Source organism: Bacillus sp. 123MFChir2 (assembly GCF_000383235.1).
In the GTDB taxonomy this organism is placed as follows: domain Bacteria; phylum Bacillota; class Bacilli; order Bacillales; family Bacillaceae_G; genus Bacillus_A.
In genome coordinates this window covers 1-19,512 of the sequence record NZ_KB910948.1, presented here as the reverse complement: position 1 = coordinate 19,512, position 19,512 = coordinate 1, and the positions used below count along the sequence as shown (strand labels likewise).

General features: G+C 37.9%; 18 protein-coding genes, 1 tRNA gene and 1 other RNA gene. All 20 read left to right on the top strand.

Going from position 1 to position 19,512, the window contains the following annotated elements; all coding sequences use genetic code 11:
* The first annotated feature begins 60 nt into the window (after positions 1-60).
* Positions 61-136: transfer RNA gene (locus H280_RS0113705), tRNA-Arg, on the top strand.
* Between the two features lie 284 nt (positions 137-420).
* Positions 421-1,716 carry an RNA polymerase factor sigma-54 gene (gene rpoN / locus H280_RS0113700; RefSeq protein WP_020061703.1) on the top strand — a complete coding sequence of 432 codons (1,296 nt, stop codon included), beginning with the start codon at positions 421-423 and terminating at the stop codon, positions 1,714-1,716.
* A gap of 9 nt (positions 1,717-1,725) precedes the next feature.
* Positions 1,726-1,974 carry a glutaredoxin family protein gene (locus H280_RS0113695; RefSeq protein ID WP_020061702.1) on the top strand — a complete coding sequence of 83 codons (249 nt, stop codon included), beginning with the start codon at positions 1,726-1,728 and terminating at the stop codon, positions 1,972-1,974.
* Between the two features lie 133 nt (positions 1,975-2,107).
* Positions 2,108-3,130: a sugar-binding transcriptional regulator gene (locus H280_RS0113690; RefSeq protein ID WP_020061701.1), complete on the top strand. Its 1,023-nt coding sequence runs from the start codon at positions 2,108-2,110 to the stop codon at positions 3,128-3,130.
* Between the two features lie 34 nt (positions 3,131-3,164).
* Positions 3,165-4,169: a type I glyceraldehyde-3-phosphate dehydrogenase gene (gap, locus tag H280_RS0113685; protein WP_020061700.1), complete on the top strand. Its 1,005-nt coding sequence runs from the start codon at positions 3,165-3,167 to the stop codon at positions 4,167-4,169.
* 134 nt (positions 4,170-4,303) lie between these two features.
* A complete protein-coding gene (locus H280_RS0113680; protein WP_020061699.1) occupies positions 4,304-5,488 on the top strand; it encodes a phosphoglycerate kinase in 1,185 nt (394 codons plus the stop codon).
* A gap of 31 nt (positions 5,489-5,519) precedes the next feature.
* Positions 5,520-6,275, top strand: coding sequence for a triose-phosphate isomerase (tpiA, locus tag H280_RS0113675; RefSeq protein ID WP_020061698.1), 756 nt, complete (start codon positions 5,520-5,522; stop codon positions 6,273-6,275).
* Entirely contained in the window at positions 6,272-7,801 is a 1,530-nt protein-coding gene (gpmI, locus tag H280_RS0113670; RefSeq protein WP_020061697.1) for a 2,3-bisphosphoglycerate-independent phosphoglycerate mutase, read from the top strand. Before tpiA ends, gpmI begins: the two co-directional genes overlap by 4 nt.
* A 27-nt stretch (positions 7,802-7,828) precedes the next feature.
* Complete coding sequence (gene eno, locus H280_RS0113665; RefSeq protein WP_020061696.1) at positions 7,829-9,121, top strand: phosphopyruvate hydratase; 1,293 nt, start codon at positions 7,829-7,831, stop codon at positions 9,119-9,121.
* Between the two features lie 169 nt (positions 9,122-9,290).
* Positions 9,291-10,076: a DUF6612 family protein gene (locus tag H280_RS0113660; protein ID WP_020061695.1), complete on the top strand. Its 786-nt coding sequence runs from the start codon at positions 9,291-9,293 to the stop codon at positions 10,074-10,076.
* Positions 10,077-10,336: 260 nt separating this feature from the next.
* Positions 10,337-10,705: a CidA/LrgA family holin-like protein gene (locus tag H280_RS0113655; protein ID WP_020061694.1), complete on the top strand. Its 369-nt coding sequence runs from the start codon at positions 10,337-10,339 to the stop codon at positions 10,703-10,705.
* Positions 10,702-11,391, top strand: a complete 690-nt coding sequence (locus H280_RS0113650) for an LrgB family protein (RefSeq protein ID WP_020061693.1) — start codon at positions 10,702-10,704, stop codon at positions 11,389-11,391. The genes H280_RS0113655 and H280_RS0113650 overlap by 4 nt, the downstream gene beginning before the upstream one ends.
* Before the next feature lie 102 nt (positions 11,392-11,493).
* A complete protein-coding gene (gene secG, locus H280_RS0113645) occupies positions 11,494-11,727 on the top strand; it encodes a preprotein translocase subunit SecG (protein WP_020061692.1) in 234 nt (77 codons plus the stop codon).
* 417 nt (positions 11,728-12,144) lie between these two features.
* A complete protein-coding gene (locus H280_RS0113640) occupies positions 12,145-12,885 on the top strand; it encodes an alpha/beta hydrolase (protein WP_020061691.1) in 741 nt (246 codons plus the stop codon).
* A 414-nt stretch (positions 12,886-13,299) separates the two neighbouring features.
* Complete coding sequence (rnr, locus tag H280_RS0113630) at positions 13,300-15,636, top strand: ribonuclease R (RefSeq protein ID WP_442852825.1); 2,337 nt, start codon at positions 13,300-13,302, stop codon at positions 15,634-15,636.
* Between the two features lie 73 nt (positions 15,637-15,709).
* On the top strand, positions 15,710-16,177 hold the full coding sequence (smpB, locus tag H280_RS0113625; protein ID WP_020061688.1) for an SsrA-binding protein SmpB: 468 nt from the start codon (positions 15,710-15,712) through the stop codon (positions 16,175-16,177).
* Between the two features lie 127 nt (positions 16,178-16,304).
* Positions 16,305-16,666, top strand: a transfer-messenger RNA (tmRNA) gene (ssrA, locus tag H280_RS25125).
* Positions 16,667-16,934: 268 nt separating this feature from the next.
* Positions 16,935-17,732, top strand: a complete 798-nt coding sequence (locus tag H280_RS23615; protein ID WP_020061687.1) for a type II toxin-antitoxin system PemK/MazF family toxin — start codon at positions 16,935-16,937, stop codon at positions 17,730-17,732.
* 162 nt (positions 17,733-17,894) lie between these two features.
* Positions 17,895-19,121: a hypothetical protein gene (locus H280_RS0113615; protein ID WP_020061686.1), complete on the top strand. Its 1,227-nt coding sequence runs from the start codon at positions 17,895-17,897 to the stop codon at positions 19,119-19,121.
* 249 nt (positions 19,122-19,370) lie between these two features.
* The coding region (locus H280_RS25120; protein WP_155895010.1) for a helix-turn-helix domain-containing protein at positions 19,371-19,512 on the top strand (142 nt) is incomplete at its 3' end.

Below are 19,512 nucleotides of genomic sequence, written 5' to 3'. Positions count from 1 at the left end.
TCGTATAATAAACAGTGCGCGATAGGATAAAAAGAAATCCTTTTGCAGTAGAATGATCATGCGCCCATAGCTCAGTCGGATAGAGCGGTGGTTTCCGGTACCACGTCTGCCGGGGGTTCGAATCCCTCTGGGCGCGTCGAAAAGTCCTAACTTACATTTGTAGGTTAGGGCTTTTTATTTTGTAGTGATAGTATGTAAGTGAAATTTATGTTATTATATCTAAAATTAGTAGTTGATATTAGTATTTAGTATATATTTTTAAGAAGTTGGTGTTATTTTCTTTCAATATTATTCATTTTTCGGTTGTAAGATGCAAATTTCATTAATACATATAAGTTAACAATATTTTGGAATGGGTATCTGTGCAGGATTCTCCTTTTTATAAACTTATTGTACAATAGAAGTGAGGGGGAGATTAGGGTGAAAGCAGGTCTTTTACAAGAACAAAGTTTACGTTTGGCAATGACGCAAGAGTTAAGACAAGCGATTACAATGCTCCAGTACAATGTGCAGGAATTAACGGAGTTTTTGTATGAGCAATCGCTGGAAAATCCCCTTATTGAGCTAAATGGCTTTGACAGGGAAAAGAAAAAGAGTAAAACAACGAGTAAACAAACTGAGAATCAAATGGAAATCTACAGTGTCGATTCTACAACGATTCAACAGCATTTAGTAAACCAATTACAGTATTATAAAATAGATGAAGAGCAAAGAAAAATTGCCTCATTTATTATTTTAAATGTGGATGAGAATGGGTACTTACAAGAAACAAATGAGGAATTAGCGGCGCTATTAGCGGTATGTATAGAGAAAGTAAATAGCTGTATGGAGCTTGTTCAATCATTAGAGCCAGCAGGGGTAGGAGCGAGAAATATTCAAGAATGCCTATCCATCCAATTAAAGCGCTTACAAAAAAGAAACACTTTAGCGGAAATGATTGTATATGAATATTTTGCATATTTCGTAAAGAAAGATTGGCGCAAATTAGCAAATGTATTGAAGTGTAGTACGGAAGAATTACAATACGCTGTTCATGTGATTACATCGCTGCAGCCAAAACCAGGTTTGGCGTTTTCTTCGGAGAAGCCGATGTACATCGTTCCAGATATGGCAGTGAAAAAAGAAGGGAATCGCTTGGTGATTCAGATGAATGAACGTAATATGCCGAGAATTGAAATTCATTCAGAATATAGTGAGCTCCTTCATAATAGTGAGAGTGACGTCGCTTCTTATGTTTCGGAAAAATATCAGCATGTGCAATGGATTATGCGTAGTTTAAAACAAAGAAAGCAAACGCTTTTAAATGTAATGGAAGTAATTATTGAAAAGCAGCGCGATTTTTTTATGAATGGTCCGCAATATTTAAGGCCGCTTGCGTTAAAAGAGGTGGCTGAAATATTAAGCGTCCATGAGTCAACGATTAGCCGAGCAACGCGCAATAAATATGTGCAAACGCCGTATGGTTTATTTGAAATGAAGGCTTTCTTTAGCAATGCAGTAGCAACAACAGAAGCCGAGGCAATTTCAACGAAGAGAGTGAAGCAGCTCATCGGGGAGTTTGTAGAGAAAGAAAATAAGAAAAAACCACTTTCAGATCAAAAGATTTCAAAAATGTTAGAAGAAGAACACGAAATTGTTGTTTCGCGCAGAACGGTAGCGAAATATCGCGAGCAGTTAAATATCCCAGCTTCTTCGCTGCGAAAAACGATTGTATAGGTGATGAATATGGAGGTTATTCTATATACAAAAGAAGAATGTGGTCTTTGTCAAAAAGCAAAAAAACTTCTGCAAGAGCTCCAAGATGAATACGTATTTGATTTGAGGGAAATAAATATTTATGAGGATGAAAAGCTGTTAGAGAGGTATCATCTTATGATCCCAGTCGTTGAAGTTGAAGGAGAAGAGGTAGAATATGGGGTTATTCACAAAGATGTCATAATAAACAGCATAATTCGTGCGATAAGAGTTGAATAACTTTAGATCTCCTGTTACAATAATAAATGTAGCAGGGATTATTTTTTTACTCCATGCGGGACACAATATGTCACTACGGGACATATAATGACCATATAGAGAATGAACCAATGTAGTGAGGAGATATAATACGATGCGCTCATGGATTCAGTACACAAAAAAATTATTACCTGATCTGCTACCTGTTATGCAAAAGAGAATGCAAATTCTTCAGTACATCCGGTTAACACAACCTATTGGTAGGAGAAATTTATCTGCAAGTCTTGGTATGACAGAACGAGTATTACGAAGTGAAGTGCAGGTTTTGAAAGATGAGAACTTGATTCACGTCGCCTCTTCTGGAATGACATTAACAGAAGAAGGAACAGCTGTTGTTCTTGCTTTGGAAGACTTTATGAAAGAAATTTCTGGTTTGAAGGTTTTGGAAAAGCAGCTTAAGGAAAGATTAGACTTGGATGAAGTTTTCGTTGTCCCTGGTGATAGTGATGAATCACCTTGGGTCAAGCTGGAGATGGGCCGCGCTTGTGCCTCTTGTATAAAAGATCGTCTAACAGCGAATAATATCGTTGCTGTGACTGGAGGAACCACGATAGCTGCCGTAGCTGATATGATGCAAATGGACTGCAAAGATCTACATATGCTATTTGTCCCAGCGCGCGGTGGAATAGGAGAGAGTGTTGAGCTAGAAGCAAACACAATTTGTGCGAAAATGGCACAAAATACGATGAGTAATTATCGCTTATTGTATGTTCCTGACCACGTAAGCAGCGAAGCATACGCATCCATTGTGACAGAGCCTTCTGTGAAAGAAATTCTTGAGTTGATTCGATCTTCCAACATTGTCATTCACGGAATCGGTGATGCCTTAACAATGGCGCGTAGAAGAAGTACTTTAGAAGCAGATTGGATGAAAATTAAAGAGAACAAAGCAGTCGGCGAAGCTTTTGGATACTACTTCAACGAACAAGGTGAAGTTGTTCATAAAGTAAAGACGGTTGGCATGCAGCTTGAAGATTTAGGACATGTATCTCATGTCGTATCAGTTGCTGGAGGTTCATCAAAAGCAAAAGCGATTCAAGCAGTAATTAAACAAGGACACACTTCGTTACTGATTACAGACGAAGGTGCAGCAAAAGAGTTAGTAAGGGGTAAATAACCCTTAACATACATCCCCCAAGGAGGAAATTAAAATGACTAAAATTGGTATTAATGGATTCGGCCGTATCGGACGTGTGGTATTCCGCGCAGCTCTTAACAACCCTAACGTGGAAGTAGTAGCAATCAACGACTTAACAGACGCTAAAACTTTAGCTCACCTTTTAAAATATGACTCTGTTCACGGAACAGTAAATGCAGAAGTATCTGCTAACGGCGACAGCATTATCGTTAACGGTAAAGAAATCAAAGTTATCGCTGAGCGCGATCCAGCTCAATTACCATGGAGCGACTACGGCGTAGAAGTAGTAGTAGAATCTACTGGCCGTTTCACTAAAAAAGCAGACGCTGAGAAACACTTAGGTGGATCAGTTAAAAAAGTTATCATCTCTGCACCAGCTTCTGACGAAGATATCACAATCGTTATGGGTGTTAACCACGAGCAATATGATGCAGCTAATCATAACGTAATCTCTAACGCTTCTTGTACTACAAACTGCTTAGCTCCATTTGCTAAAGTATTAAACGAAAAATTCGGTGTAAAACGTGGTATGATGACAACTATTCACTCTTACACTAACGATCAACAAATTTTAGACTTACCACATAAAGATTTACGTCGTGCACGTGCAGCAGCAATGAGCATGATCCCAACTACAACTGGTGCAGCGAAAGCAGTAGCATTAGTATTACCAGAACTTAAAGGTAAATTAAACGGCGGTGCAGTTCGTGTTCCAACTGCTAACGTATCTCTTGTTGACTTAGTTGTTGAACTTGAGAAAGAAGTAACAGTTGAAGAAGTAAACGCAGCATTCAAAGCAGCAGCTGAAGGCGAATTAAAAGGTATCCTTGGATACAGCGAAGAGCCATTAGTATCTATCGACTATAACGGATGCACAAGCTCTTCTACAATCGATGCATTATCTACAATGACTATGGAAGGCAACATGCTTAAAGTTCTTTCTTGGTACGACAACGAAACTGGTTACTCTAACCGCGTAGTTGACTTAGTAGACTATATCGCGTCTAAAGGTCTTTAATTCATAAGTTTATACGTAATAAATGACAAAACGAGGGAGAGGGTTTGTTCCCTCTCTCTCCTTTCGTTTTATAAGCAAATGTGATAAGCTTTTGAATGGGTTTTGTCAATCCTAACTAGTCGGAGGGAAATCCAATGAACAAAAAATCAATTCGTGACGTAGATTTAAAGGGTAAACGAGTATTTTGCCGCGTTGATTTCAACGTACCAATGAAAGAAGGCAAAGTTACAGACGAGACTCGTATTCGTGCAGCTCTTCCTACAATTCAATATTTAGTAGAGCAAGGTGCGAAAGTGATTTTAGCAAGCCATTTAGGTCGTCCAAAAGGACAAGTGGTAGAAGAAATGCGTCTAACTCCAGTAGCAGTACGTTTAGGTGAGCTTCTTGGTAAAGACGTGAAAAAAGCGGACGAAGCATTTGGGCCTGCTGTACAAGAAATGGTTGCAGCAATGAACGAAGGCGACGTATTAGTTCTTGAAAACGTGCGTTTCTATGCGGGCGAAGAAAAGAACGATGCTGACCTTGCAAAAGAATTTGCAGCTCTTGCTGATATCTTTGTAAATGATGCATTCGGTGCAGCTCATCGTGCTCACGCTTCTACTGCAGGTATTGCAGATTACTTACCAGCAGTATCAGGTTTCTTAATGGAAAAAGAATTAGATGTATTAGGTAAAGCACTTTCTAATCCAGATCGTCCATTTACAGCAATCATCGGTGGTGCGAAAGTAAAAGATAAAATCGGTGTAATACGTCATCTACTTGATAAAGTTGATAACTTAATCATTGGCGGCGGACTTGCTTATACATTTGTAAAAGCATTAGGTCATGAAATTGGAAAATCTCTATGTGAAGATGACAAAATTGAACTAGCAAAAGAGTTTATCCAACTTGCAAAAGAAAAAGGTGTAAACTTCTACATGCCAGTTGATTGCGTGATTGCAGATGAGTTTTCTGAAACTGCAAACCGACAAGTTGTAGATATCGATTCTATTCCTGCTGATTGGCAAAGTTTAGATATCGGACCGAAAACAAGTGCAATTTATGCAGATGTAATTAAAAGCTCTAAGCTTGTTGTATGGAACGGACCAATGGGCGTATTTGAAATGGCTCCATATGCAGAAGGTACGAAAGCGGTAGGACAAGCATTAGCAGATGCAGAAGGTACATACTCTGTTATCGGCGGTGGTGACTCTGCAGCAGCTGTTGAACTATTTGGTATGGCTGATAAAATGAGCCACATTTCTACTGGCGGCGGTGCATCATTAGAATTTATGGAAGGTAAAGAACTTCCTGGTGTAGTTTGTCTTAACGACAAATAATTAGCAGCCAAGAAAAAGGACGGTGCAAAGCATGCGTAAACCAATTATCGCAGGTAACTGGAAAATGAATAAAACTCTATCTGAAGCAGTTAGCTTCGTAGAGGAAGTAAAAGGTCAAATCCCGGCAGCGGCGGCTGTTGATGCAGTTGTTTGCTCGCCAGCTCTTTTCTTAGAGCGTCTTGTAGCAGCTTCAGAAGGAACTGATTTACAAGTAGGTGCACAAAACATGCACTTCGAAAAAAATGGTGCATTTACTGGCGAAATTAGCCCAGTGGCACTTAGCGACTTAAAAGTGAGCTACGTAGTACTTGGCCACTCTGAGCGTCGTGAAATGTTTGCTGAAACAGACGAAACTGTAAACAAAAAGACTCTTGCAGCATTTGAACATGGTTTAACACCAATCGTTTGCTGTGGTGAAACGTTAGAAGAGCGCGAAAGCGGAAAAACATTTGATCTTGTAGCAGGTCAAGTGACAAAAGCACTTGCAGGCTTAACAGAAGAGCAAGTAAAAGTAACTGTTATCGCTTATGAGCCAATTTGGGCAATCGGTACAGGTAAATCTTCTTCTGCACAAGATGCAAACGAAGTATGTGCACACATCCGTAAAGTTGTTGCTGAAGCGGTCTCACCGGCAGCGGCAGAAGCAGTTCGTATTCAATACGGCGGTAGCGTAAAACCTGAAAACATTAAAGAATACATGGCACAATCTGATATCGATGGTGCTTTAGTTGGCGGCGCAAGCTTAGAGCCTGCTTCCTTCTTAGGTCTTTTGGAGGCGGTAAAATGAGAAAGCCAACAGCTTTAATCATTCTTGACGGTTTCGGTTTACGTGAAGAAACATACGGGAATGCTGTAGCACAAGCTAAGAAGCCTAATTTCGATGGTTACTGGAGCAAATTCCCTCACACAACACTAACAGCGTGCGGTGAGGCAGTAGGTCTTCCAGAAGGTCAAATGGGTAACTCTGAGGTAGGTCACTTAAATATTGGTGCCGGCCGCACTGTATATCAAAGCTTAACACGTGTGAACGTTGCAATTCGTGAAGGTGAATTCGATCAGAACGAAACGTTCCAAAGTGCAATGAAACACGTAAAGGAAAAGGGTACAGCTCTTCATTTGTTCGGTTTACTTTCTGATGGCGGTGTGCATAGTCACATTGACCATATGTTTGCTCTTCTTCGCTTAGCTGCAAAAGAAGGCGTGGAAAAGGTATATATCCATGCGTTCTTAGATGGCCGCGATGTTGGTCCGCAAACAGCAAAAGGTTATATCGATGCAACAAATGAAGTAATCAAAGAAACAGGAGTAGGACAGTTCGCGACAATCTCCGGTCGTTACTACTCCATGGACCGTGACAAGCGTTGGGATCGCGTTGAAAAATGTTACCGTGCCATGGTGAATGGCGAAGGCCCTACTTACAAAACAGCATATGAGTGTGTGGATGACTCTTATGCAAATGGTATCTATGATGAATTCGTATTGCCGTCTGTAATGGTAAATGAAGATGAAACGCCAATTGCAACAATCAATGATGATGATGCAATCATCTTCTACAATTTCCGTCCAGACCGTGCAATTCAAATTGCTCGTGTATTTACAAATGAAGATTTCCGTGAGTTCGATCGTGGTGAAAAAGTACCTCGTATTCCAGAATTCGTTTGTATGACACACTTTAGTGAAACGGTAAAAGGTTACGTAGCGTTCAAGCCAATGAACTTGGATAATACGTTAGGTGAAGTTGTTTCACAAGCGGGATTAAAACAACTTCGCATTGCAGAAACTGAAAAGTATCCGCACGTTACATTCTTCTTTAGCGGTGGTCGTGAGGCTGAATTCCCAGGAGAAGAGCGTATTTTAATTAACTCACCTAAGGTTGCAACTTATGACTTGAAACCTGAAATGAGCATTTACGAAGTTACGGACGCTTTAGTAAATGAAATTGAAAATGATAAGCATGATGTAATCATTCTTAACTTTGCAAACTGTGACATGGTTGGCCATTCTGGGATGATGGAACCAACAATTAAAGCAGTAGAAGCAACTGATGAATGTTTAGGAAAAGTTGTAGAAGCGATTCTTGCAAAAGATGGTGTAGCACTTATTACTGCTGACCATGGTAATGCTGATGAGGAGTTAACTCCAGAAGGCACACCGATGACTGCTCATACAACGAACCCGGTTCCTTTCATCGTGACAAAAGAAGGTATTGAGCTTCGCGAAGGCGGTATTTTGGGAGATATCGCACCAACAATGCTTACACTTCTTGGCGTTGAACAGCCAAAAGAAATGACAGGTAAAACAATTATTAAATAATTACTCATATAAAAGGAGAGAAATAATATGCCAGCAATTTTAGATGTTTATGCTCGTGAAGTTTTAGACTCTCGTGGTAACCCAACTGTAGAAGTAGAAGTATACACAGAAAGCGGTTCATTCGGACGCGCATTAGTACCAAGTGGTGCATCTACGGGTGAATACGAAGCAGTAGAATTACGTGACGGTGACAAATCTCGTTACCTTGGTAAAGGTGTTCTTAACGCAGTAAATAATGTAAATGAAATTATCGCTCCAGAAATCGTTGGTTTCGACGTAACTGACCAAGCTGGAATCGACCGTGCTATGATCGAATTAGACGGCACTCCAAACAAAGGTAAACTAGGCGCTAACGCTATCCTTGGTGTATCTATGGCAGTAGCTCACGCAGCAGCTGACTATGTAGGTCTTCCATTATACCGTTACCTTGGTGGATTCAATGCAAAACAATTACCAACTCCAATGATGAACATCATCAACGGTGGTTCTCACGCTGACAACAACGTAGACTTCCAAGAGTTCATGATCTTACCAGTTGGTGCACCGTCATTCAAAGAAGCAATCCGTATGGGTGCTGAAGTATTCCATGCATTAAAAGCTGTATTACATGACAAAGGTCTTAACACAGCAGTAGGTGACGAAGGTGGATTCGCTCCAAACCTTGGTTCTAACCGCGAGGCATTAGAAGTAATCATCGAAGCAATCGAAAAAGCTGGTTACAAAGCTGGCGAGAACGTATTCTTAGGAATGGACGTTGCTTCTTCTGAGTTCTACAACAAAGAAACTGGTAAATATGATCTTACAGGTGAAGGTCGTAGCATGACTTCTGCAGAAATGGTTGATTTCTATGAAGATCTTTGCAACAACTTCCCAATCATCTCTATTGAAGATGGTTTAGACGAAAACGACTGGGATGGCCACAAGTTATTAACTGACCGTCTTGGCAAAAAAGTTCAATTAGTTGGTGACGACTTATTCGTAACGAACACACAAAAACTTGCTGAAGGTATCGAAAAAGGTATCTCTAACTCAATCTTAATTAAAGTTAACCAAATCGGTACTTTAACTGAAACTTTCGAAGCAATCGAAATGGCTAAACGTGCTGGTTACACAGCAGTTGTATCTCACCGTTCTGGTGAAACTGAAGATGCTACAATCGCTGACATCGCAGTTGCAACTAACGCTGGCCAAATCAAAACTGGTTCTATGAGCCGTACTGACCGTATTGCGAAATACAACCAATTATTACGCATCGAAGACGAACTAGGCGAAATCGCTGTTTACGATGGTTTAAAATCTTTCTACAACTTAAAGAAGTAATTTCTGTAAGGTAGAATAGTGTTGCTTTTCACCTCCTATCAATGTGGATATCCACATTGATAGGAGGTTTTTTGTATACAGAAAAACCGCTGAAAAATAAAAAAGTACTTGGCAACGATTTCGATTTCCGATATAACTAAGAGTAAAATTGGTTATGGAGGAATATTTTATGAAAAAAATAATTACGGTTTCTAGTTTTGTACTTCTTATAGGAGCAGGATGCAGCAGTGAAAAAACTACAAAGACTGATGAGCCTAAAACAGTAGCGGTACAAAAAGAAAAAGTGAAAGAGAAAGAGAAAGAGAAAGAACTAACAGCAAAAGATATTTTTACGAAGGCTACTGATAATTTTAAAAAAGAAGAACATGTTACGATGACATGTGATTTGAATACGAAGGCTTTAAATATGTCGGTAGACACGAAAATAAAAGCGCAGTTTGAGCCGAATAAAGGAAACTCCCGAACTGAAATGAATATGAATGATACAAATGTTATTATCTTTGACGTAGGTGGAAAGATTGCTGCGGAAGTAAAAGATCCGAATTCAGGAAAGTTTGTCCCAGTTCCAGCAGATCAATTAAATCAAGTGAACGCGAATGATTTCAAAACATCTAAAAATACGATAGAAGAACTCGAGAAAACGTTACAACTGACAGATAAAATGAAAGTTGAGAAAGATGGAGATAAATATAAACTTTCATTTCAGTTAAATGGACAAGAAGCAAAAGACTATTTATTCAGTGTTAATGCGAATGCGAAAAAAACATTTGAAAGACAACAGGCAACTGTTGATTCACTGCATGTGGAGTATATCATTACAAAAGAATTTAAAATTGAATCTATTAAGACAAATGCCGAGATGAAAGCGAATAAAGACGCCCTTCAGATTGTAGGAGATACAAAAATTTCTTATAATGAAAAATTCGATCCAATTCAATTACCAAAAGGAAACTAATAGAATTTCTTGCGAAAAAACAATTGCGAAGTGAAGCAATTGTTTTTTTGTGTCACTCGAAAATTTTGAAAATATAAACTTTATATACAAATGAAAAATACAGATTGCTAATAACGTTTACAAATACAGTAAAAATAGGAATGAAAGCGCATACCACATCGTGTTTTATTTGTCAATCAGATAAATTGCAGGTTTTTACAATTTGTACTATGATAAATGTAGAAAATGTCAAGAATTGCATAATGAAGGATGATAGACAGATGAATTTTACAAAAATTATTGTCCAAGTAGCAATACTTTACGTATTGTATATGATTGGAACGTGGATAGAAGGAGCGCTTCATCTTCCGATTCCAGGGAGTTTAGTAGGGATGTTTTTGTTACTGATATTGCTTGGTTTGAAAGTCCTTCCTGTGAAATGGTTTGAATTAGGAGCAGAAACATTGGTTGCTCTTATGCCATTTTTACTAATCCCTCCAACCATTGGTTTAATGAATTATGGTTCTTTTTTTATGAATAAAGGTATTTCATTGTTCATTACTGTTGTCGCGAGTACGTTTTTAATTATCATTGTAGCAGGGCATACAGGACAATATTTGGCGAATAGAAAGGAAAAAGAGACACAATGAGCATAGTAATTGGAATTGGTTGGGTTATGTTAACGATGTTATTGTATCAACTAGCAAAGAAGATTTATAAGTGGTTTCCAACGCCGTTTACGATTCCCATGCTTGTCGCAACAGCTTTAATGATTATCTTGTTAATTGTATGTGATATACCATATCAACAATACATGCAAAGCGGCGGAGGCTGGATTTCGAAATTGCTTGGGCCTGGTGTAGTAGCGTTTGCGATTCCTCTTTATAAACAACGCGGCGTTTTGAAGAAGTACGTTGTCCCAATTGCTGGTGGTGTACTGGTAGGAACAATTGTTGCCATTGCAAGTGATCTAATGATTGCAACTGTTATGGGAACAGATAAAAGTTTAATTTTATCTTCCTTACCGAAGTCTGTAACGATGCCAGTAGCTATGAGTGTGTCAGAAGAAGTTGGCGGTGTACCATCGTTAACGGCTGCTTTCGTAGTAGTTGCCGGGATATCTGGAACAATTTCTGGTCCTCTTTTATTAAAGTGGAGCAGAGTGACAAATTCTGTTGGAAGAGGAATTGGCTTTGGCTGTGCCTCTCATATTATGGGCGTTATGCGTGCGATGAAAAATAATGAGCACGAAGGTGTAATTGGTTCGGTAACGATGACATTAACAGCAATTTTAACATGTTTGCTTGGCCCATTATTTGCGGCGATTTTTATTTAACCTAGTGAAGTATCGGGCTGGTAAGAGCGTATGAGACGCTCTCGCTTTTCCCATCCTTTTATGTTACATTTAAAGTAACTGAAACTTTAGGAGGCATGTAAAGTGCATACGTTTTTATCAGTTTTACTTATTATTGTATCGCTGTTATTAATTGTACTTGTATTAATGCAATCTAGTAAGAGTGCTGGTTTATCCGGTGCAATTTCTGGCGGCGCTGAGCAATTATTCGGCAAGCAAAAAGCACGCGGAGTAGAAGCTGTATTAAACCGCATTACAGTTGTTCTTGCTGTACTATTCTTCGTGTTAACATTTGCTGTTACGTATTTACAAGTCTAAATGAAAAAGATTCACCTTTTTGGGGGATCTTTTTTTTATTTTATTCGGAGAAAATTTCTAATTAGATTATGGAAAAGAAACTATGTTAAACTATGGATAGACTACAAATTTTTAAAATGATATAAAAGCCTTTTTTTAGGTTTGTCGAGAGGAACTGGCGATGCGTAGAAGTGGTCAGTGCCTTTTTCTGCCACGTGCGATGTTTGAAACAAAGGGAGCGGGCGAGAGCAGGTCTTGTTTTGTTTTGGATAGCGGTGATTTGTGTGTTGGAAAATCGGCAAAAAAGTGCCTTTTCATTTAAGGTTTGTCAAGAGGAACTGGCCGTGTGTATTGTGCACGGCAGCAACTTATGTGTCGGAAAATTAAAATGGACATATATATGAGGATTACATTATAGAGAGAGAAGGAGAAAGAGGAATGAAACTAGCATCCCCAAAACCATTTACATTTGAAGCGGGAGAACGTGCAGTTTTACTATTACATGGTTTTACAGGAAATTCTGCTGATGTTCGTATGCTTGGACGTTATTTAGAGACAAAAGGCTACACATGTCATGCTCCGATTTATAAAGGTCATGGTGTACCACCAGAACAGCTTGTGCACACGGGTCCAGAAGACTGGTGGAAAGATGTAATGGAAGCATATCAACATTTAAAAGATAAAGGATATGAAAAGATTGCAGCTGTTGGCTTATCGCTTGGCGGTGTCTTTTCATTAAAACTTGCTTATACAATGCCGATTATCGGAGTGGTACCAATGTGTGCCCCAATGTACATTAAAAGCGAAGAAACAATGTACCAAGGTATATTAGCGTACGCGCGCGAATATAAAAAGCGTGAGCGTAAATCACCAGAGAAGATTGAAGAAGAGATGTTTGCGTTTAAACAAACACCGATGGACACGTTAAGAGCACTGCAAGATTTAATTCGCGATGTGCGCAATAACATTGACATGATTTATGCACCAACATTTGTTGTGCAAGCACGCCATGACGAAATGATTAATACAAATAGCGCAAATATTATTTATAATGGAGTAGAATCAAATGTGAAAGAAATTAAGTGGTACGAAGATTCTACACATGTAATTACGCTTGATAAGCAGCGTGATGAGCTGCATGAAGATGTATATAACTTCTTGGAGCAACTAGACTGGTAGGATCTAGTTGCCTCTTTTTTACGTATATACATACAAGTTGAAAAGTCGATAGAAAACCCCTTTTCTTTTAAGGGTTTGCGAGAGGAACTGGCGATGCGTAGAGGCGGTTAGTGCCCATTTGTGCCACGTGCGAGGTTAAAACAAATGGATGAAATGAGTTAGGATTACTTTTTGTTTACATGGCAGGAAGTTATATGCTAAAAACCGAACCCATAAACGCTTTTCATTTAGTGAGGACGAGAGGAACTGGCCATGTGTAGAAGCGGTTAGTGCCTGTTTTACTTTCGTAGCAGTGATTTATAGGTGAAAAATCAAAATGGATGTATATAAGGCAACATCATTTATATATGGTTATCTTTTCGGATACAATATAAAATACGAGGATTTAGAAGGAGGTTTTTGTACTTGGAGGAAATGATGAAAGAAAATATCGATAAGTTGTTATCGTTTATGAAAGAAGAAGCATATAAACCGCTTACTGTGCAAGAGTTAGAGGAAGCGTTCGGTATTGAAGATGCGGCGGATTTTAAAGAGTTTGTGAAGGCGCTTGTCATTATGGAGGAAAAAGGACTTGTTGTGCGGACAAGAAGTAATCGTTACGGTCTTCCAGAGAAAATGAACTTAGTGCGCGGAAAACTGATTGGACATGCCCGCGGTTTTGCATTTGTCGTGCCGGAAGAAAAAGGAACAGATGATATTTTCATACCGCCAACAGAATTAAAAGGTGCACTGCACGGTGATACAGTACTAGCGCGTATTAGTTCAGAGTCAAGCGGTTCGCGTAAGGAAGGGACAATTGTTCGTATTATAGAGCGCGGAACGAAAGAATTAGTTGGTACATATACAGAATCGAAAAACTATGGCTTTGTGCTTCCTGATAACAAACGCTGGACAAGCGATATTTTCGTTCCAAAAAATGCTTCTATGGGTGCAGTAGAAGGTCATAAAGTTGTTGTGAAAATTACAAGCTATCCGCAAGATCGTTTAAGTGCCGAAGGAGAAGTTATTCAAATTCTTGGTCATAAAAACGACCCAGGCGTTGATATTTTATCTGTTATTCATAAGCATAACTTACCGCTTGCGTTCCCAGCAGATGCAATGGAGCATGCGAACAGTGTACCGGAAATGATTGATGAGAACGATTTACAAGGGCGCCGTGATTTACGAGATCAAACAATTGTTACAATCGATGGTGCGGATGCGAAAGACTTAGATGATGCGGTTACAGTAACGAAGCTTGAGAATGGCAATTACAAGCTTGGTGTACATATTGCGGATGTAAGTCATTACGTGACAGAAGGTTCCGCAATTGACAGCGAAGCAGCTGAGCGCGGAACGAGTATTTATCTTGTAGACCGCGTAATCCCGATGATTCCGCATCGTTTATCTAACGGCATTTGTTCATTAAATCCAAAGGTAGACCGCTTAACTTTATCTTGTGAAATGGAAATTAATGAGCAAGGGGAAGTAGTGAAGCATGAAATTTTCCAAAGTGTGATTAAAACAACGGAGCGTATGACGTATTCTGATGTGAAGCGCATTTTGGATGATGAAGATGAAGAATTAATGACGCGTTATGAGCCGTTAGTCCCAATGTTCCAAGAGATGGGTAAACTAGCTGCTATTTTACGTGAAAAGCGTATGCGCCGCGGAGCCATTGACTTTGACTTTAAAGAAGCGAAAGTGTTAGTGGACGAAGAGGGCAAACCAACAGACGTTGTATTGCGTGAGCGTTCTGTTGCGGAAAAGCTTATTGAAGAATTTATGCTAGTAGCAAACGAAACAGTTGCAGAGCATTTCCACTGGATGAACGTACCGTTTATGTACCGCGTTCACGAAGATCCGAAAGAGGATAAATTAGAGCGTTTCTTTGAGTTTATTACAAACTTTGGATATGCAGTAAAAGGCCGTGGAAATGAAGTGCATCCGCGTGCGCTGCAACAAATTATAGAGATGGTACAAGGTCAACCAGAAGAGGTTGTTATTTCAACAGTTATGCTTCGTTCTATGAAGCAAGCACGCTACGATGCGGATAGTTTAGGTCACTTCGGTTTATCGACAGAGTTTTATACACATTTCACATCACCAATTCGTCGTTATCCAGATTTAATTGTGCACAGATTAATTCGCACGTATTTAATTAACGGAAAAGTGGACAATGAAACACAAGCAAAGTGGCGTGAAAATTTACCAGATATTGCGGAGCATTCTTCTAATATGGAGCGCCGCGCTGTTGAAGCAGAGCGTGAAACAGATGAATTGAAAAAAGCAGAATATATGCTTGATAAAGTTGGTGAAGAATACGACGGGATTATTAGCTCTGTAACAAACTTCGGTTTATTCGTCGAACTTCCAAATACAATTGAAGGTCTTGTTCATGTTAGCTATTTAACAGATGATTATTATCGTTATGATGAGAAGCATTTTGCGATGATTGGTGAACGAACAGGGAACGTCTTCCGCATTGGTGATGAAATTACAATTCGCGTAATCAACGTAAACAAAGATGAACGCGCAATTGACTTTGAAATTGTCGGCATGAAAGGCAGTGTGAAACGACAACGAAAAGATCGTCCTGTTGTCATTGAACAGCCGAAAGGAAATAGAAAAAAACGCGGTGATCGTGATAACAAGCGCGGCGGACAAGGAAAAGAATCAAACCGTAATGGAAAACAAAGCGGAAGCAAAAAGAACAAGCCATTCTTTGAAAATGCACCGAGCTTTAAGAAGAAAAAGAAAAAACGTAAGTAAGAAAGAAGCCATATATGGCTTCTTTCTTCATATTTTGCTACAATAGTACAAATGAAGGGAGGCAAAGATAGAGATGCCAAAAGGTCAAGGGAAGGTCATTGCACAAAATAAAAAAGCATATCATGATTACTTTATTGAAGAAACATATGAAGCAGGTCTTGTCCTTCAAGGAACAGAAATTAAGGCGATTCGCGCTGGCCGTGTAAACTTAAAAGATGCCTTTGCACGTGTGCAAAATGGTGAAGTATGGGTACATAATATGCACATTAGTCCGTATGAACAAGGAAATCGTTTTAACCATGAGCCGCTTCGTACAAGAAAGTTACTTCTTCATAAAAAAGAAATTTTAAAGCTAATCGGATATACGAGAGAAACAGGCTATACGCTTGTACCGCTTAAAATTTATTTGAAAAATGGATTTGCGAAAATGGCACTTGGTTTAGGTAAAGGTAAAAAGCAATACGATAAGCGCCATGATTTAAAAGAAAAAGAAGCAAAACGTGAAATTGCACGTGTATTCCGCGATCGTCAAAAGATGTAATACAGAAATTTACAATTGCAAAATGACGATCGTGTGCTATAATAACAAATGTAAGGCCAGTTGAACATTGAAAAACAGCTCAATAGTAGCTATCACGAATATACTTCGTATGCTCCATTTCTTATATGGGGACGTTACGGATTCGACAGGGGTAGTTTGAGCTTAGGTTGCGAGTCGAGGGGATCGGCCTCGTTAAAACGTCAAAGCCAATAACTGGCAAACAACAAAACAACTTCGCTTTAGCTGCTTAATAACAGCTTTTAGCGGTTCGCCCCTCCATTGCCCATGTGGTAGGGTAGCGGACTCACTCTAAGTGGGCTACGCCGGCGTTCACCGTCTGAGGACAAAGGAAGAGAACAACCAGACTAGCAATTCGGAAGCCTGTCGATAGGCCGAAGAGTTTGCGAAATGCCAATATATCGACTACACTCGTAGAAGCTTAAGTGCCAATACTTTTGGACGTGGGTTCGACTCCCACCGTCTCCACCAATACATATTTGGTGGTTTTTTTATTTTTATTTGTAAGTTAAAGCATAAATTGTCCGATTTGGACAGTTTATGCTTTATTTTATATATGGCCAAATTATGCTTAAAGTAAAACCTTTGGTAATATATTTTGAATAGTAGTAATAAAAAAGAATTAAAAATGTATAATTTTTATATAACGAATAAATATTTTGTAGAGATATGATAATTAGATTAAAAATTTATACATTAAATGGTATTCTATAAATAAAAAGGGTTGCAGGGGGATACAATGGCATTAAAATCTAAAAAAGATATAGAAGAGTTTCATAAGCGTACTTCTAAAAAACTTAGGGATATTGAAACAAAAAAAGAAGATGACCCAGCTTTTACAATTCCAAGATTGAAAGAAGATTCGCAATGTGTTATTGATGTGAAAGAGTTATTAGATGAACTGTTTAGTAATATTATTACATATAAACAGGATTATGGTTTGAAATGGATGAAAGGATTAGAAAATTACATTGAAGATAAGAAATTCATTAAAACATATGCGAATCATATTCGTGGAAATATTGTATCTGTAGAGTTATTTGGTCACTATGGTTCAGAATTAACATTTGAGCATCCTGCTGTTATACTGCATGACAACAAGAATTTGATGTTAATTGCACCGGTATCCACTCCAAAGCATGGAGATCAGGATGAGTTACATATTGATGTAGGTGAATCTCATGGTTTTAAACATGAGTGTGCAGTTTTATTAGATTCAATACGGGTTATTGATAAGAGAAGAATTCGTAAAGTGTATGAGAAAGATAATATTAATAGTAATGTGGGAAAAGACAAGCTGGATGAAATAGACAGTGTATTATTAAAACATTATTTACCAAAAGTATATGCAGAGCATATAGAATTAAAGGCCAATTTGAAAGAAAAACTAGAACAAAATAGTACTTTAAGTGCAGACTTAGAGAAAACAAAAAATGATTTAGAGAATCAACGAGCGCTTTATGAGCAAGCAAAAAAAGATTTGGAGGATTTATATAAAAGACTTCAAGAACAGGAACAACTTCAAAAAATTAAATAAAGTTTATTGCAAAAACAAACATGACTAATTATAATAAAAGTAGATACTTTGGGTTATAACACCCCCGCGCAACTGAGCGCAGCATGGCCAAAAGGGAAATTTTCCTTAACCCCCCCTACTGTAGGTAAGTAGGGGGGGTTTTACTATATAAGGAGGTTGACTATGAAATATTCTCGTGATGTGGTATTCAACTATTTAGATGAATATATAAATAATATTAAAGGGCAATTGGATACATACAAAACAAAAAATCCACTATTAAAATCTTATATTTTTGAAACATTTAATGAGGATTTGGTCACTTCTTCCAATGGTTGGTTAGAGAATTCTTTAGACCTCAATATAATATTGAATCGTGAAAAAGTTTTATATAAGCAAATAGATGAAAAGTTCTTTGTATTAGGGAATAAAAAGAGTCCATTTGGATTTTTAGAAATAATTAATAATAGATTTTTTGTTATATATTCTATAGATAACGCTGACTATTCAGATAAGGTGGCCAATAATATAGTTAAGAATTCTTCTTTGGTAGATTCTTTATGGGTTTCAGGAAAGATGTTTAATTCATTCTTACATCAAGTGAAAAATCAGCACCATTTAAACAGATATATTAAGATGAACTTTGAATATCAGAATATTTATAATCTACATGTGAATGAAGGGCAATTAGAATATAAAGAGGATTATGTGATGGAGGAGCCTACGAAGATATCTTTATCTAAAGAAATTGGTGAAATAACAGAACATATTGATTTGATTCGTAAAATTCTTCCAGAATTTAATTCTATTACTTCGATGAGATTTCCGACTCTTTGTAAGGGTGGAAAAGGTGGACATCATTTTTATTACAACGGGAAAGTTACCAATCGTTCTAATAATTTTATGGACCATAGGCATCAGATATTTGAGACGGTTAATACGTATCAGAAAATTACTGAGGACATTGAGAGTAATGTTTGGTTAGATTATGAGTTAATTAAGTCCCCAAATAATCAATATAATTTTTCATTTCAAGGTAGTCCAATTGTTTTTAAATTTGGTAAAAGATTAAAGAGGAATGTATTTAGAAATTTCATTGAGAGTACATTTCCAAAAGGTAAAGAACCGTTCAAAATTTTAGCTGAACCACAATGGATTTCTGAAGAAAGAGTACATATATATGGTGTGGATTTACATTTATGGCAAGAGGTTATGATGGATCTGAGTTTAGATGAATTTACAGTATTTATTCCAAAAGGAACTTGTGGTAATACCGTACATAGATTGGCAACTAATTTTCAAAAGTACTTAGATCCTACGATTGAGATATGGATTGGAAATGAAAAATACGAAAATGTAATAAATAGAAATATGCATCCTTTTGTTGGGAGAGATAATTTTAATGTCTAATATTAATCCTTTATTTCAACTAAATGTATTTATACATATAGCCATGAATTATCCTGAGAATTCAAATGTATATCCATATTTATATAAGAAGGGCTATTATATTAAATCTATAGGGCAAAGTTGTAAACGCTAAAATAAAATTGACAGTTTTCGCTAAGAAACCTTTTACACTTTAGCTCATTAAAACCAATTTTCTAGTAAACTGAAAGTATCTGTTTATTGGAGGTTGGGGATTTGGAGGAGAAGTTAATGCTATACTTGAAAATTCGTCAATTACATGAGAAGAAATTTAAAGTTGCACAAATTGCAGAAGAGCTAAAAATCTCACGACCTACGGTCTATAAATACTTGGAAATGACGTTTGAGGAAGTAAAAGAATATTTAGTGGATC